General features: G+C 54.0%; 15 protein-coding genes. All 15 read right to left on the bottom strand.

Features of this window, described 5'->3' with window-relative positions; all coding sequences use genetic code 11:
- Positions 1-9: 9 nt before the first annotated feature.
- The 15 genes from KW808_RS05390 to KW808_RS05320 all read right to left on the bottom strand — a co-directional run bounded on the left by KW808_RS05390 (position 10) and on the right by KW808_RS05320 (position 12,933).
- The gene (locus KW808_RS05390; protein ID WP_052747657.1) at positions 10-5,259 is read right to left on the bottom strand and encodes a hypothetical protein; all 5,250 of its coding nucleotides are present in this window, start codon (positions 5,257-5,259) and stop codon (positions 10-12) included.
- A gap of 9 nt (positions 5,260-5,268) precedes the next feature.
- Positions 5,269-5,652: a hypothetical protein gene (locus tag KW808_RS05385; RefSeq protein WP_003860162.1), complete on the bottom strand. Its 384-nt coding sequence runs from the start codon at positions 5,650-5,652 to the stop codon at positions 5,269-5,271.
- Positions 5,619-5,939: a hypothetical protein gene (locus KW808_RS05380; RefSeq protein WP_003860159.1), complete on the bottom strand. Its 321-nt coding sequence runs from the start codon at positions 5,937-5,939 to the stop codon at positions 5,619-5,621. The genes KW808_RS05385 and KW808_RS05380 overlap by 34 nt, the downstream gene beginning before the upstream one ends.
- A gap of 10 nt (positions 5,940-5,949) precedes the next feature.
- Complete coding sequence (locus KW808_RS05375) at positions 5,950-6,222, bottom strand: hypothetical protein (RefSeq protein WP_144290615.1); 273 nt, start codon at positions 6,220-6,222, stop codon at positions 5,950-5,952.
- 76 nt (positions 6,223-6,298) lie between these two features.
- Positions 6,299-6,907, bottom strand: a complete 609-nt coding sequence (locus tag KW808_RS05370; protein ID WP_003860155.1) for a hypothetical protein — start codon at positions 6,905-6,907, stop codon at positions 6,299-6,301.
- Positions 6,900-7,313 carry a hypothetical protein gene (locus KW808_RS05365; RefSeq protein WP_003860153.1) on the bottom strand — a complete coding sequence of 138 codons (414 nt, stop codon included), beginning with the start codon at positions 7,311-7,313 and terminating at the stop codon, positions 6,900-6,902. Before KW808_RS05365 ends, KW808_RS05370 begins: the two co-directional genes overlap by 8 nt.
- Positions 7,306-7,587, bottom strand: coding sequence for a hypothetical protein (locus KW808_RS05360; RefSeq protein WP_003860150.1), 282 nt, complete (start codon positions 7,585-7,587; stop codon positions 7,306-7,308). The genes KW808_RS05365 and KW808_RS05360 overlap by 8 nt, the downstream gene beginning before the upstream one ends.
- Positions 7,584-7,907 (bottom strand): hypothetical protein, encoded by a 324-nt coding sequence (locus KW808_RS05355; RefSeq protein ID WP_003860149.1) that lies wholly within the window; start codon positions 7,905-7,907, stop codon positions 7,584-7,586. The genes KW808_RS05360 and KW808_RS05355 overlap by 4 nt, the downstream gene beginning before the upstream one ends.
- Positions 7,908-7,920: 13 nt before the next feature.
- On the bottom strand, positions 7,921-8,148 hold the full coding sequence (locus KW808_RS05350; protein ID WP_003860147.1) for a hypothetical protein: 228 nt from the start codon (positions 8,146-8,148) through the stop codon (positions 7,921-7,923).
- A gap of 18 nt (positions 8,149-8,166) precedes the next feature.
- Positions 8,167-8,601, bottom strand: a complete 435-nt coding sequence (locus KW808_RS05345) for a Gp19/Gp15/Gp42 family protein (RefSeq protein ID WP_003860145.1) — start codon at positions 8,599-8,601, stop codon at positions 8,167-8,169.
- Between the two features lie 10 nt (positions 8,602-8,611).
- Positions 8,612-9,022, bottom strand: coding sequence for a hypothetical protein (locus KW808_RS05340; RefSeq protein ID WP_003860143.1), 411 nt, complete (start codon positions 9,020-9,022; stop codon positions 8,612-8,614).
- On the bottom strand, positions 9,022-9,951 hold the full coding sequence (locus KW808_RS05335; protein WP_003860142.1) for a phage major capsid protein: 930 nt from the start codon (positions 9,949-9,951) through the stop codon (positions 9,022-9,024). The genes KW808_RS05340 and KW808_RS05335 overlap by 1 nt, the downstream gene beginning before the upstream one ends.
- Positions 9,952-9,960: 9 nt before the next feature.
- The gene (locus tag KW808_RS05330) at positions 9,961-10,353 is read right to left on the bottom strand and encodes a hypothetical protein (RefSeq protein WP_003860140.1); all 393 of its coding nucleotides are present in this window, start codon (positions 10,351-10,353) and stop codon (positions 9,961-9,963) included.
- Positions 10,354-10,355: 2 nt separating this feature from the next.
- On the bottom strand, positions 10,356-11,642 hold the full coding sequence (locus KW808_RS05325) for a hypothetical protein (RefSeq protein ID WP_003860139.1): 1,287 nt from the start codon (positions 11,640-11,642) through the stop codon (positions 10,356-10,358).
- Entirely contained in the window at positions 11,635-12,933 is a 1,299-nt protein-coding gene (locus tag KW808_RS05320; protein WP_003860137.1) for a phage portal protein family protein, read from the bottom strand. Before KW808_RS05320 ends, KW808_RS05325 begins: the two co-directional genes overlap by 8 nt.
- Between the last annotated feature and the right edge of the window lie 11 nt (positions 12,934-12,944).

The following is a 12,944-nucleotide window of genomic DNA, read 5'->3' as shown; positions in this document are numbered from 1 at the left end:
GTCCTCCTTCTAGAGTGATCGTGTGAGCGAGCCAGGTGATCGACGGTCATCTTTAATGTCGGCGATGTCTTCACCTTGCTGTTCCACTTTGTGCCCCAGCTCTTCGAGTAGAGCTGTGACTGATGCTGCATCAAAGGTGGTGCCTTTGAGGATGATTGGGTTCTTCGTGGACGCTGCTGTTTGATCTGCCACTGTGTCATCGGTTTCAGCGATGTCAGTTTCCGTAGGTGTTTCTTCTGTTGTGGTGGACTCTTTAGTGAATCCCACACGAAGGTCATCATCTAGGAATCGTGGAGCATCAGGGACAAGTCCCTCCAACCCGATCAGGCCGGCAGCTTCGCCAAGGACACCAAAACCAATCTCTGTGGCCGCCCATTGCGCGATTTCTTCCGGAGTACCAATTCGACCTCTGGTTTGCTCGCGCTCGCCGTCCTCATTGAGAGTGATTCCCGCCATGTGATCTGCAAGGAATCCCATTCGATCATCCCAGGAATACTTCATCTGCTCGCTGATGAAGTCGCGAACACCTGCGGTCTGTCGACCAATGTTCTCGACAATATCAAGCAGCTGTTCTGCAATCTTCTGGTTTCCACCGAGGTAGCGAGCTAGCCCGGCAGAACCCATATCGTCGCCGGTCCATGCCGCAGTAATCTCATCAACTGCAGCTCCCAACCACGACACTTCGTTGATCAACCGCTCAGCGTTTTGTTCACCGATATACGAGGCTGTTTCACCGTAACCCCAGTCGCGTCCTTGGAACGCTTCACTAAATTCCTGGGACACAACGCCCAAAGATTCCACGCGATCAAGGATCTGGGCAGCCAGGTCATCACGTCCACCTAGGTAGCGTGATATTGCAGCCAATCCGGAATCATTTCCTGCAAAGGCTGCAGTGACTTCTTCTACTGCGCTACCCAACCACGACATCTCATCAATGAGGCGTTCCGCGTTCGGCTCACCAATGTATGCAGCAGTCTCGCCATAGCCCCAATCGCCACTGTGAAACGCTGCTTTAAACTCATCCACGACAACCCCAAGGGATTCCGGAGAAACACTCATCCACTGGATAAAGGCGCGGGTCATGTCCGGGTTGAGCACCATTTCAGGCTCAAGAGCCGTCTTATGCAGCAGCCCTTCACCAGCAGGGGCAAGACCACCCGCATGATACCCATGACCATGACCAATAACACTGAGCAGCGACGAACCATACTTCTGCTCGCCATACCTGACCATCGCATTCGTCATCGCCCACGGGTCACGACGATTATCCGGAAGACTAGGATCACGGTACGCAGCCCACGTCCCAGGAATCATCTGTCCAAGACCAACACCGGCTGCCTCGCCAGTGCCATTAACGTCAACAATTTGCTGCGCAATATTCGGGTCGCCACTAGATTCCGAATCAATCTGGCGAACCCACGCATCAATCTTTGCCTGCGTCGGTTCGTAACCCTGATTCTTATATGCATCGATCATCATCTGGCGCCACTGCTCAGCACCTGCGGATGGCTCCCAATCCGCATGAGGGCCACTACCACCAGTTGAGGGAATCAAACTAGAGATCTTCGACCATGCTGCATCTTTCACCGACTCGAACATTGCGCCAGGTATCTGGGCAAATAGAGTATCGCCGAATCCACCCACAACGTCATCAATCTTGGTTGTGATAGGTGAAACTAGATCATCCCAAATTCCACGGGCTTTTGACGAGAACCAATTCAGAAGACCGCCACCGGAACCACCGGAACCGCCTTCGAATACGCCACCACCAAACGGCATTGTCGGAGGTGTCGTCATACCCCAGTGCACATGGTGATCATGCCGGCCAGCTTGAGCCAGCGTGTAAAACTGGCCAAATGCACCAACATTCGCACCATTTTTGATGTTCCCCGCCCAGCCAGGAGCATCGTAAATAAGCTCTGCTGATCCAGGATAGGTGGTCGCAATATCGTGTGCTAGAGCTAATTGAGCTGGTGTGTTTCCTGATCCGTTAGACCAGTCAGTGGCCAACCCTGCTCCGTGCATGCCACCACCGGGTCGTTGTCCAGAGGTCATTTGCAGCATCGGATACTTCTGCGACACGATGTTGATCATCGCATCGATGACGCCACCGCCTGCGAAGTTACCCAGCCAGCCGGTAAGAGCGGACTCTGCACCATGCTTCTCCTGTGGCATGAGCGCCGCTTGGACTGCAGAGGCGCCACCAACGCGAGCTGTCTTATTCAGCTTGTCCCACGTGGACTTTCCGCCAAGACCATCAACCAAATTTTGGTGAGCAATACCTTCGCCACCGGCAAGGCCGATGCCGTAACGACCATCTGTGGAGACAAACTTAATATTGTCCCGATCAACTGACCGCGCTCCTGGAACGATGCTGGCGGTGCCTGACGCATAGTTACCAAGCCACGCTGGTGTGAATGGTTCTTTCGTATCAATTCCTGGAAGGAACTCAGCGATCTTATTCCACGCTGCGAGGATACCATTGTTCCAGACTGTATCGATGACAAACTTCACGGGTTTGGCAGCAGCTGCTTTCAACCCATCCCAGATTGTTCCGATGCCCTCAACTGCGGTTTGAAATATGCCCTTGAGCCAGTCCAATGCAGAAGATAAACCACCAAAAACGGTCTCCTTGATCCACACATAGCCTGCATGCAGGGAGCTTCCCATGTCATCCCAGCGGTCACTTATCCATTGCAGAACTGGTTGCACTACCGATGAGTACAACCAGTTCAGTGCCGCGCTCAGCGCATCCCAGGTGGGTTTAATGACGGCGTCATATACTTTGCGAACTGCGTCGCCAAGTGCCTGCCAGGCTGCGGAAATCGCCGAGAATACCGGCATGAGAACATTCGTCCACATCCACGTTGCAGCATCTTGCAATGCCTGCCACGCAGTTTTGATGACGTTCTCCCAATACCAGGCGATGCTTTCTGTGAGAAGCTGCCATCCGGAAGAGATCCACCTGAAGACTGGTGAAAGGACAGAATCCCACATCCACTGACCTGCAGCACTAAGGGCATCCCAAGCGGGTTTAATAATATTCTCCCACGCTGTAGAGATACCCCACGACAGTGCTTCCCAGGCAATAAGAAATGGGGCAAAAACAACAGTTCCAATGACCGCAATCGTCGTCTGGACAACCTGCCAAACAGCGTCAAAGACAGGCTTAAGAACTGAGTTCCATACCGACATGAAGGCATTGGAGACAGATTCCCACGCAGATTTCAGCAGTTCGAATCCAGCCGAGAGCTTATCTTTCACCCAGTCCCAGGCAGTTCCAATAGCTCGAGTGAATGCCTCCCAAGCTTTCTGGCCCGTTTCGGTCTGAGTGAAAAAGTAGGTAAGTGCCGCAACAACGCCAATGACAGCTGCAGCGATCGCACCGAAAACCGTTGCTTTGGTGGCCCTATCAAAAATCGTTGTGACAACTGTCGCGATCTCTGTCGCAGCAGAATAAGCTTTTGTCGCCGCAGTCCAGGCAGTTACTGCAGCAGCGGTTGCACCAATGCCTACAGCGAGAGGAGTCAACCATGTGCTGTTGTCTCTCGCCCAGGACGCGACCTTCTCCCCTGCATCCCACAGCTTCATAAAGCCATCGCTTGCAAGAGAGGAGACCGTGCCCTTGAGAGTGTTCATTCTGCCCTCAAGCGAATTCGCCATCTGGTCAGCCATCGCCTGAGATGCACCTGCTGCGCCCTGCATGCCATCGCCCAACCCAGTCAACCCATCCAGAAAATCTGGAATCTGATCGACAGAGAGATCTTCTAATGGTGTGCCAAATAGTGCGATGGCCATGTTTGCACGCTCAGCTGGATCTTCGATGTCTTGAAGTCCGCCGGCGGTTTTCATCAAAGCTTCTTGAGCTTCTTCACCACCCGTGGCCACCATGCGTGACATTTCCGCAGCATTCAAGCCAATGGCTTCGTACGCTTCCACTGATGTGGTGGACATATCAGCGCCACGAATGGTGAATTCTTTCAAGCTGTCGCCAGTTTTATCTAGCGCAAACTTTCCCTTTTCAGAGGCGCTGACCAGTAGACTAAACGCTTCTTCACCATTAAATCCAAGCGCTCTGAAGTTCGTTCCGTACTCATTGAGGATCTCAGGCAACTCATCGCGCATGGCGACTGGAACACGCTGGAATGCCGTCGTCATCAAGTCCGCGGCGTTCTCGACGTCGGAAGCTAATCCGTTTTGAATAAGCTGTCCTGCAGTCTGCACAGCTTCCGGCATATCAACATCAAAGGTCTTCGAGAACGCCAGAAAGTTATCACTTAGCTCCGCAGCAGTCTGCTCACCTTCAAATCCGAGATACCCGAACTGCTGGTTGAGACCCTGAATTGCACTCGCGGCTTCCTCAGCATTCGAGGCAATTCCGCCAGACAACGCTTCATGGACTTCCCCACGAAATAGAGCAGCAGAATCGCCAGTCAAACCCATCTGGCGTTCCATCTTGCCGAGCTCAGCTGTGACTTCTATGCCTTCGGCAATCAGCCCACCAAGGCCGGCAATGCCAGCAAGCGCGCCGATCTTTCCGACTGCACCTTGAAACGCATCACCAAGCCTGCCGACGCCTGACTCCATATGGTCAAGATCTCCGGCCAGCTGCTGTGCTTCACGCTGCTGTGCCTGAAACTCTTTAGTCGTCAAAGATGTCTGAGTATCCAACCGCTTCTGAGCAGTAAGTACCTGTTCGGACTTTGATGCAGCATTTTCCTGTGCATCTCGGTATGACTTCGTCGCAGACTCGACTTTGTCGAGAGCTTTACGATGTCCCTCAATCGCAGTCTCTACCCGATTTTCAGCCTTGATCTTCGTCTCAGCAGCAGACAGCGATGCTGATTCAACCTTGCGCTCGAGCTCTGCGATCTCTTCACTAGTTGCTTTGCCCGATTCACGTGCCTGATCCAGCTTGCGCTGTGCATCTGTGACCTTCGCTTTGCTGTCTGAGATCTGCCGATCCCGTGCTAGCTCAGCAGCAGCAATAGATTGCTGCCTTCGTTCAGCTGCATCACGCTCAGCCTGAACCTTCTTCTCAAGATCCAGGACCTTCTGCGTCGCTTCTTGCTCACGCTCACGTGCCTTCTTCAGCGCATAGGACGCATTATCAGCAGCTTTAGCCATCGCATCTTCAATGGACTGCGCAGCTTTCGCCGCGGACTTCGCTGCCGGTGCCTCAAAACTCGCCGACAACTTCTTCGCAATGCCGTCCAACGACGGAATAATGGGAAGAGTTGCATAGCCTACAACCGCCATAGCTACCTCCTATGTGGTGTTGAATTTCGCTTGACGACGCGCTCTAGCAGCACGAGCACGCGCCATATGCGGCGCCATCGTCTGCTTCTTTTTCAGGTCACTAAGCTGCTTACGAATTGGGTGAGCTTTACCAGTCAAGGCCTCCGGAATATCCATCAAGCGCTGATCTGCAAACGTGTGACGTGGCTGGTCACGGATAACCGCGACAAAAGCCGAACCTTCTCGCAACTGATAGACGAGGTTTAAGACTTTCCGCGTTGAGATGTCACCTCGATACCAATCAAGAATGTCTACCCCGTAGACCTCCAGTAGATCGGCTTCAACTAGATCAATGTGCTCAATGATCTTCGGGTAGAGACCTATTTTCCCTGGACGCCAGTGGCCTCCGCCCAAGCAGTCGTGATCTCCATAAATTCCTCAACAGTGGGATCCAGCTCATCGACCTTGGCTAGCTGTTCTGCTCCCAACATCATCTCCGTCAAGATTGAGACTGCCTCAGGGTCTTTCCGCCCCAAAAACCGTGTCGCTCTACGCGGGAGCTTCATCGGATCACGAACAACCGTGACATCAATTTCCTGGCCACCAATGGTGACAGGAAACGTGACATATTTTTCCTCGGCCGCTTCCGCTGCCAATGCAGCGTCTACACCTGGCCGTGTGGTCTTTTTCGATGGTGCCATAAGAACTCTCCTACTGATTGGTGATATTGGATGGGGTGACGATGGCAGCAACGAGAGCTCCAACAGCAGCTGCACGAACGTGCTCGCTGGCAACGCCTTCCTGAATTAGATTTCTGTCGAACCTCGCAACGATGATGTGAAGATCTTCCACTTCACCGACGGCTGGGTTTGTTCGTTCTGCCAATGACGCAGCAACTTGAGCACGCATGCGAGGAGGACAGACTCCTTGTCGATCAATGCCAAGTCGTACTGCTTCGGCATCAATCTCTGTAGACGTGGGCATAGCCATTGATACGTCCTTCATTTCTTAGTTAAAAAGGGCGCGCCGTTTACGCCCGGCGCGCGAGGGCGTGAGTGAGTTATCCGCCGGTTGGTGGAACGATTGCTTCACCGTTGATATCGAGTGGAGCTTCTGCGGTGGAGAGGCCCTTGATTCGGATTGGGGTGAAGGTAGTTACGGCTCCGGTGGCTGAGTCGATTTGGAGGCGATCGAAGATGGCGCCGAGGCCGTCGGTGAAGTGAGTGACTTCGAATGCGGTGCCTGCGAATTCTTGGGTCTTGGAGATGTCGGGGGCGAAGACTCGGGCTTTCTTTCGGGTGATGAGGATTTCGGTGTCGCCATGTTGGTTTGTGGTTTCGTAGGCGAGGTGGACATATGCAGGCTTAGGAACGACGATGACGTGTGCTGTCGAGCCTGGGTTGATGAGATATCGGGTGATGTTGTTGTCTTCCAGTGCGGTGAATCCGCCAGTGGATCGGAACCCGTAGTCCGCGGCGTCAATGACACCGGTGCCCCATCCGGATGCTTCAGTGGTGGAGATTTCTCGGTTTTGAGTGAATCCTGCGGATCCATCGAGCACTCCAGAGAGGTCCCAGTCTGCTCCGAATGTGCCATCTGCTTCGACTTGTGGTTCGTCTTCGAGGGAGACGTATACGTTTGCGCCTACCCAAATGTCTGTCTTAGTCATGAGTTGATTCCTTTCGTGAGGCTTCTACGGTGTATCCCGCAGATGCGATGTAGTGAGTTCCTTCTCCGTCGCCGTCTTTGATGACGATGAGGCGTTGGCCTGGTCGGATAGCAAAGCCAACGCCAAGTGTGCTGTATGCCAGGAGCAGGGCATCAATGATGTCCATGAGGCTGACGGCTTCAGGACGTGATTCGGCGTGGAGGATGACACGGATTGCTTGCCCTGTGTGTACTGGGGAGCTGATGGGGGTGCCGTCTGATTCCACGACGATGTGTGGTCCGTCGGCTTGTGCTGACCATTTCGGAGGAAGGTGGTCAGTGGTTGGGACGTCTTCGATGATTCGACTGAGTAGGGTGATGATGTCTGTGACTCGGTCGCCGGCTGTTCGGATGTGGAGGTCAGACACGGTAGCGTTTCACCTCGAGTCCTTGCTTTGCTGCTGCTCGGGTGAGGGCGCCGTGTTTTGCCTGCATTGCTAGCCCTTTAGGGTGAACAATGGTCACCATTGCGACAGCTCGGCCTTCCTCGTTGGTAAAGACCGAGACGTTTGTTGGTGCAGAAATGTCAGAGGCCACTGCATCTGCAGCGGCCTTGAGTGCGGGTTTTGACGTTTCCGATAGAACTTTTTGCAGTTCCGGCGACGGTGGGGTTAATCGGAGTGTGGGTCGTGGAGCCATCATCCCTCCTTGCGGGTCGCCGTGAACCGAGTGCCGGTCCTGGCCCGTTGGCGTCGAATAGGTGCCCAGACGAATGGAGTTTGGGTGACATCGAACCACTGGCCTCTGATTTCTACCTTGTCACCTCGCTGAATATCTTCAGCTGAATGAGTGAACACATCCCATGACAAGATCTCACCATCACGGCTTACCTCAGCGATCCCTTCCACGAGAGTTGGAGCAACCGCACATCGAGAGATCGTGCGGATTGCCGATGTATCAGGGATTACCGTGCCGGTTGGTGTCTTTCCACCATTCGGCCGGCGGTGGCGGATCGTATCCATGATGGGTTACCAGCTAGGACTTTCGCTTACGATCCGAAGCTGGAGTCTGACCAGTTGGGTCAGACTCTCCTTCTAAAGTCGCAGTTGCTTTCGGTTCCTCTGCGAGAACTGCGGCTTTCGCGTCAATCAGTCGCTTCGCGGTCTTGGCGTCGACGTCAAAGACATCGCCCTTGATGTATCGGACGTATCCGGCCCCGGCGCGGCGGTCGAGTTGATTCGCAATGAGTTTCAATTTTGGCATCTGATTCTCCTTCATTGGTTAAAGTTCGTTCCATGGTTTTTCTGGGTATCTGAGTGGTGGAGGGAACGACCAGCGTGGTCCTCCACGAACTAGGCCCAAGTAGTCAAGATGGGCGTCAGTGAGTTCGACTTCTCCCCAGAGCTCCGGTACTGCGATTTCACCGTGATAGCTGACGTTGTCGCTGTAAGGTCCGGTGGTCGTTCCCCATGAGGTCTTGCCAATGTCTTCGCCAATCAGAACGGCTTGTGCGACCATTGCGCGGGCAACTCTTACAGCTCGGCGTCGATTGCGACTTATCCCGATCCATGTTCCGGGGCTCCTGCCGGAATCAATGATGGCGTCTTCGATTTCATCAACTGCATCGGCTAGTAGTGCTGTGGCGCGATCTTTCTCTGCTGGATCAAGGGCTCTTGGGAGCCGCACCTCGAAGTCTTCCAAGCCGATCGTGATCATTGTGGCTCCCTTAGGCGTAGAGCGCGATTAGTTCGGCTCGGTCCTTTTCCAGTGCTTCTTCCTCGGGCATTCCTTGGTGGATTGCATAAGCTCGCCATTCATCGTCGTTGGCAGTCTTACGAGGCTTCTTCACTTCGTCGCTGTCCTGATTGGTGGTCTGCTTTCCGGGTTCGTCCGAAGACTCATCTGGGTCGGTGCTCTGATTCGCTGCAGGTGCGGAAACGTCATCTGTCGATGGTGTTTCTACTTTCTGATCAGCGACGTTGACTTTCTTCCGAACAGATTTTGCGGCGTTGACTGCGATCAATCGCTTTGCGTCAGCGTCTGATGCGTTAAGGACGTCGCCTGCGTATCGCAGGATTCGTGACCCGTCTTCTTGGCGCTGTGCCCACATCTTTGCGGTGATTTCAATGATTGGCATTAGACGATCACCCCAGTCAACCAGCATGCGGAATACGGCTCATCAATGCCGACGAATCGCATCTGAGACAACCGAGAGTTGTAGGACTCGTTATCTCCGCCAAGTGGGTCCCCACCTTGACCACGCATTGGGGTTGCTTCCAGGCGTCGTGGATCCTTGAAGAATCCTGGAGCGCCCTTTTGCAGGACCAACACTCGATTTCGGTTCATATAGCGAACGCCTAGGGCGTCCATGCCCATTGGCTGGGTGGGAAGCTTTCCGGTGTATCGGATTGATTCGTTGGACGTATTTCCGGTGTAGACGTTGTTCCACTTTTCAGACCCCACGAGCACTGGAGCGAGAGCCTTGTGGAGAACCACCATGTTTGGATCCCATGGTTCCTCGAGATCTTCAATGCTGACAGCATTGCCGGAGGCAACTGTTTCCATGGCGAGAGAGAGATCATAGCGAGGATCTGCGCCCTGCTGGTTCCATGCGACGGAAACTGGGACTTCCGGGATACCGACGGCCATCATCGCTTCCCACAATTGGCGCTCGTTATAGCGACGGAAGGTGTTGACTGCCTTGTCAACTCGCTTTGTCACCTCTTGGACTTTGTTGAAGTCCTTCATCTCTCGAGAGACTTCGATCTTATAGCCGACCTTCAGCGCACGGCCAGTGACGACTTCTCCAGAGGTTGGCGATGCAGTCGGGAAATTGCCGAACTCTGCGACAACTTCGGGATCGGAGTCAAGATAAGACTGGGTATTGCGCTCGAATTGAAATTCCATCGAGGTCGAAGTTCCACCATCGGTGAGAATATCTTCTGCTGGAAACTCATTCTGCAAACGCTCAAGAGCGCGGGTTGGGATGATCTCTGGATTGCTGAGCAGGTCAGAGACGTTGACTTCCCGGCGGTTGTCATCAATCGAAATTACTTTATTTACCATGATCTCTCCTTAGACGTAGAGGCGGACGCTGACGATGTTGTCAGCGAGGACTTCAATGACACGGCCAACGATTTGTGCTGGTGGCTCAGTTCCAGCAGCAGCTGTGACAGCTCCATCAGCCGCAGCAATGACAAGATCGCCAACTCCTGCGGTGCCGTCAGAAGTAACCGGTACTTGCGCTGGGGTGATAGCGACCGATGCGTGCGTTGGCTTTCCTGTATAAGGTGCGGTCTTTGGCACAGCGTCGATGATCGCGACACCGACGATCGTCTCGGATGCTGCACCTGCAGGCTTGATGCTGCGTGGTGTAGAACCAGCTTCAACTACTTGGCCGCCAACGACTGCTTCTTCTGCTTCATACGTGATCGGCCCTTGTGCGAACTTAATTGCAATTGCAGACATTGTTACTTCCAGTTCTTGTAGATTTCGGAGTCTCGGACATCATCCGAGGCTTGATACGATTCGTGGTTGTGCCCGACTTCTGCACCTGCCATGGTCACGATTGGAGTCATTGCTTCAAGATCCTCAGAGGTGAGGAGACCTCGTTCCATCTGGTCAATTGCACGGCCACGAGATGCCGGCATCAACTTTCCAGCGCGGACAGCGTCATCGACAAGGCGAGTGTTCTCCCGAGTCACCAGTTCTCCAATTCGCTTCTGGGTGGTGTCCCACGTCGAGGCATCGACAACTTTCATACCGAGGTTCTTTGCACGCGCGGCCACCGATGCCGAGGACTCGGTGTCCTGGCTTGAGGCAGATACAAGAGATTCAACGGCCGTGATGATTGATGCGGCATCAGCATCCGCTGACAATCCGAGGGCAGTGATCAGCGCTGTAACTTGCTCTGCGGTGAACTCCATAGTGTTTCCTACTTCCTCCGCTTCCGCGGCACTAATGTTTTGACGTGACTCATCCTTCGTCCAGGAGGCGGCCGATACTCGCTGCGACGCTGCAACGTATTCCCGCTTCACCGGCTGGGGATCTCCCCAGGCGATCGCTTCATCCGTGATTGTCAATGGAATTCGGTAAAGCTGACCAGATTCGTCATCCATGGCTATGGCTTCCGATGGATCAAGGAATAGCTCCTCAATCCACCACCACGAGTCCTTGCCTGGGCCTTGGTCGTAAAAATTCATGCGGACGTCTTCAACTGACGTCGACGCTGCAATTGTTTTTGGCATGATCCAAAATCCTTTCTGCGGTGTTTCTGATGCTGCGACGCCATACAGAGCAGCGACGTCGCGGATTGATTCAAGTGAGCTGATAGCTGGTGGGCTGACTCCCAACAGCGCTACTGCCGTGATTGCAAAGTCATGACGAGTACCGGCCTGGTCGACGAAGTCATACGACCCCTCAATCGATCGATTGGGATACGCCGATGGCATGATGTCAGCCAGCCATGCAGGAATCCCCTTCAGATCACCCACCAGCGTGGATCCATCATCAGACAACCGAATGTCATCAACCCATCCCACTGCCGGCTCCCCATCAAACCGAGGATCGACATGACCAAGCTTGATCACCGGTCGCGAGACCGACGGGGCCTGTGCCGCAACGACAGCAGCAGCTAACAGCTCAGGTGTCGCATCCCACGGCCCAGTCGAAGCTGGCCACTGCCCCACTTTGATGAGCTCAACATCTGGAATAGTGCGCAACACTGGCCTATCAGGAACAACAATCTGATCACTCATTCTCAGGCGCTCCTTCCTCTTCAGGCGTCCACTGTTGATCAGGAGGAGCCGTATCCTTGACCGGTGCTCCCAGATCGCGACGAAGCCACTCTTCAATCGATCGATCAGGCCGAATCAAGCCCGCATCAGTCAACGTCCGCAAGGCATTAGCAATCGAGAGGGAATCTGCCCTCAAGTCATCAAAGACAATCCGAGGTGCAGGTTCATCAGGTCCCCAGTTCCAATCGACCAGATCCTCAACGATGTGCTGATTCGCTGTGCTGCAAACCTCAGTGCCCAGGGAATTCTCCGCGATCGTATAAAGATCCTGGTGAGTGGTCGCAAGCGCGTAGCTTCCTCCCTTCCCATCGAGATTCAGGAAGTGAGCAAGCGCTACTCGCGCCATCTGACTGTCGTGATACTCAATGACTGGCCGAGCGAGCATCAATTGGCCAGTGGTGCCCCGCAGAGCAAAGTTCGATCCATGTGGCCGCGACATTCCAGCCGATGACCCGGCGCGATACGACTCGGTCATTTTTCGGCCTTTTTCGATTTGGTCTGGTGTTGCGCCTGGTGGGTTCTCGTAGTCTGGGACTCCCACTCCGTTTCGTTCGACAGCAAGAGCTTCGATTTTGAGCAGGGGTTGTTTTAGCGCCCAGTGAGGGTATGCAGGTCTGAGAATTGATCGGCCTGCCCAGCTGCCTCCTTCACGGCGATATGAATACGCGACGAGTCTGTTGACTGGGATTGTGGTTTTTGTTGCATCTGATGCGCGTATGACGCCGAGGCTTCCTGGCGGTTTCTGGTCGATGCTAATTAAGCCGCCGTCGCGAGCGACGTTGATTGCTTGGAGGGAGTCGGGCATTCGAGGCGCAATCTTGCGTAATCCCCATCGTCCTTCTGGGGTGACTTCGAGGACTTGTTCAAAGAACATTGCGCCGAACGGCACCATGAGGAGTGCGTGGCGTAGATGCTCTGCCCAGGAGAATCGTCGACGGCGGCGTGTTTTCTTGTGTTCGCCTTCTTTGCCGATGATTGGGAGGTCGAGCTGTTGTGCGATGAATTCTGTTACCTCATCGGATGCACCGTTTTGGTCTAGGCGCCACGTGGTGCCTTCAATAGGTAATGCGATCGCAGAGAGGACTGCCGCGATCTGGCTGTCTGTTCGCATTCGGTCGTATACACGGAGGCACTGTGGCCACTGAAGCTCAGGGATATTCTCAAATTCTCGGCCATACGCGTAAAAATTTTCTTGGCCACCATTGACGTATCCGACCTCTTGAGGTGTTGGGATTGCAATCTGGTCAGTCATCGTTGGTTCTC

Origin of the sequence: [Brevibacterium] flavum (assembly GCF_019317305.1) — a bacterium.
Lineage (GTDB): Bacteria > Actinomycetota > Actinomycetes > Mycobacteriales > Mycobacteriaceae > Corynebacterium > Corynebacterium glutamicum.
The sequence above is the reverse complement of the archived record's forward strand: the minus strand, read 5'-3'. Positions and strand labels throughout refer to the sequence as shown.

Coding starts and splice junctions, on each gene's coding strand:
- KW808_RS05390 (WP_052747657.1), bottom strand. CDS start 5,259: ATGGCGGTTGTAGGCTATGCAACTCTTCCCATTATTCCGTCGTTGGAC.
- KW808_RS05380 (WP_003860159.1), bottom strand. CDS start 5,939: ATGGCACCATCGAAAAAGACCACACGGCCAGGTGTAGACGCTGCATTG.
- KW808_RS05375 (WP_144290615.1), bottom strand. CDS start 6,222: ATGCCCACGTCTACAGAGATTGATGCCGAAGCAGTACGACTTGGCATT.
- KW808_RS05370 (WP_003860155.1), bottom strand. CDS start 6,907: ATGACTAAGACAGACATTTGGGTAGGCGCAAACGTATACGTCTCCCTC.
- KW808_RS05360 (WP_003860150.1), bottom strand. CDS start 7,587: ATGATGGCTCCACGACCCACACTCCGATTAACCCCACCGTCGCCGGAA.
- KW808_RS05355 (WP_003860149.1), bottom strand. CDS start 7,907: ATGGATACGATCCGCCACCGCCGGCCGAATGGTGGAAAGACACCAACC.
- KW808_RS05350 (WP_003860147.1), bottom strand. CDS start 8,148: ATGCCAAAATTGAAACTCATTGCGAATCAACTCGACCGCCGCGCCGGG.
- KW808_RS05345 (WP_003860145.1), bottom strand. CDS start 8,601: ATGATCACGATCGGCTTGGAAGACTTCGAGGTGCGGCTCCCAAGAGCC.
- KW808_RS05340 (WP_003860143.1), bottom strand. CDS start 9,022: ATGCCAATCATTGAAATCACCGCAAAGATGTGGGCACAGCGCCAAGAA.
- KW808_RS05335 (WP_003860142.1), bottom strand. CDS start 9,951: ATGGTAAATAAAGTAATTTCGATTGATGACAACCGCCGGGAAGTCAAC.
- KW808_RS05330 (WP_003860140.1), bottom strand. CDS start 10,353: ATGTCTGCAATTGCAATTAAGTTCGCACAAGGGCCGATCACGTATGAA.
- KW808_RS05325 (WP_003860139.1), bottom strand. CDS start 11,642: ATGAGTGATCAGATTGTTGTTCCTGATAGGCCAGTGTTGCGCACTATT.
- KW808_RS05320 (WP_003860137.1), bottom strand. CDS start 12,933: ATGACTGACCAGATTGCAATCCCAACACCTCAAGAGGTCGGATACGTC.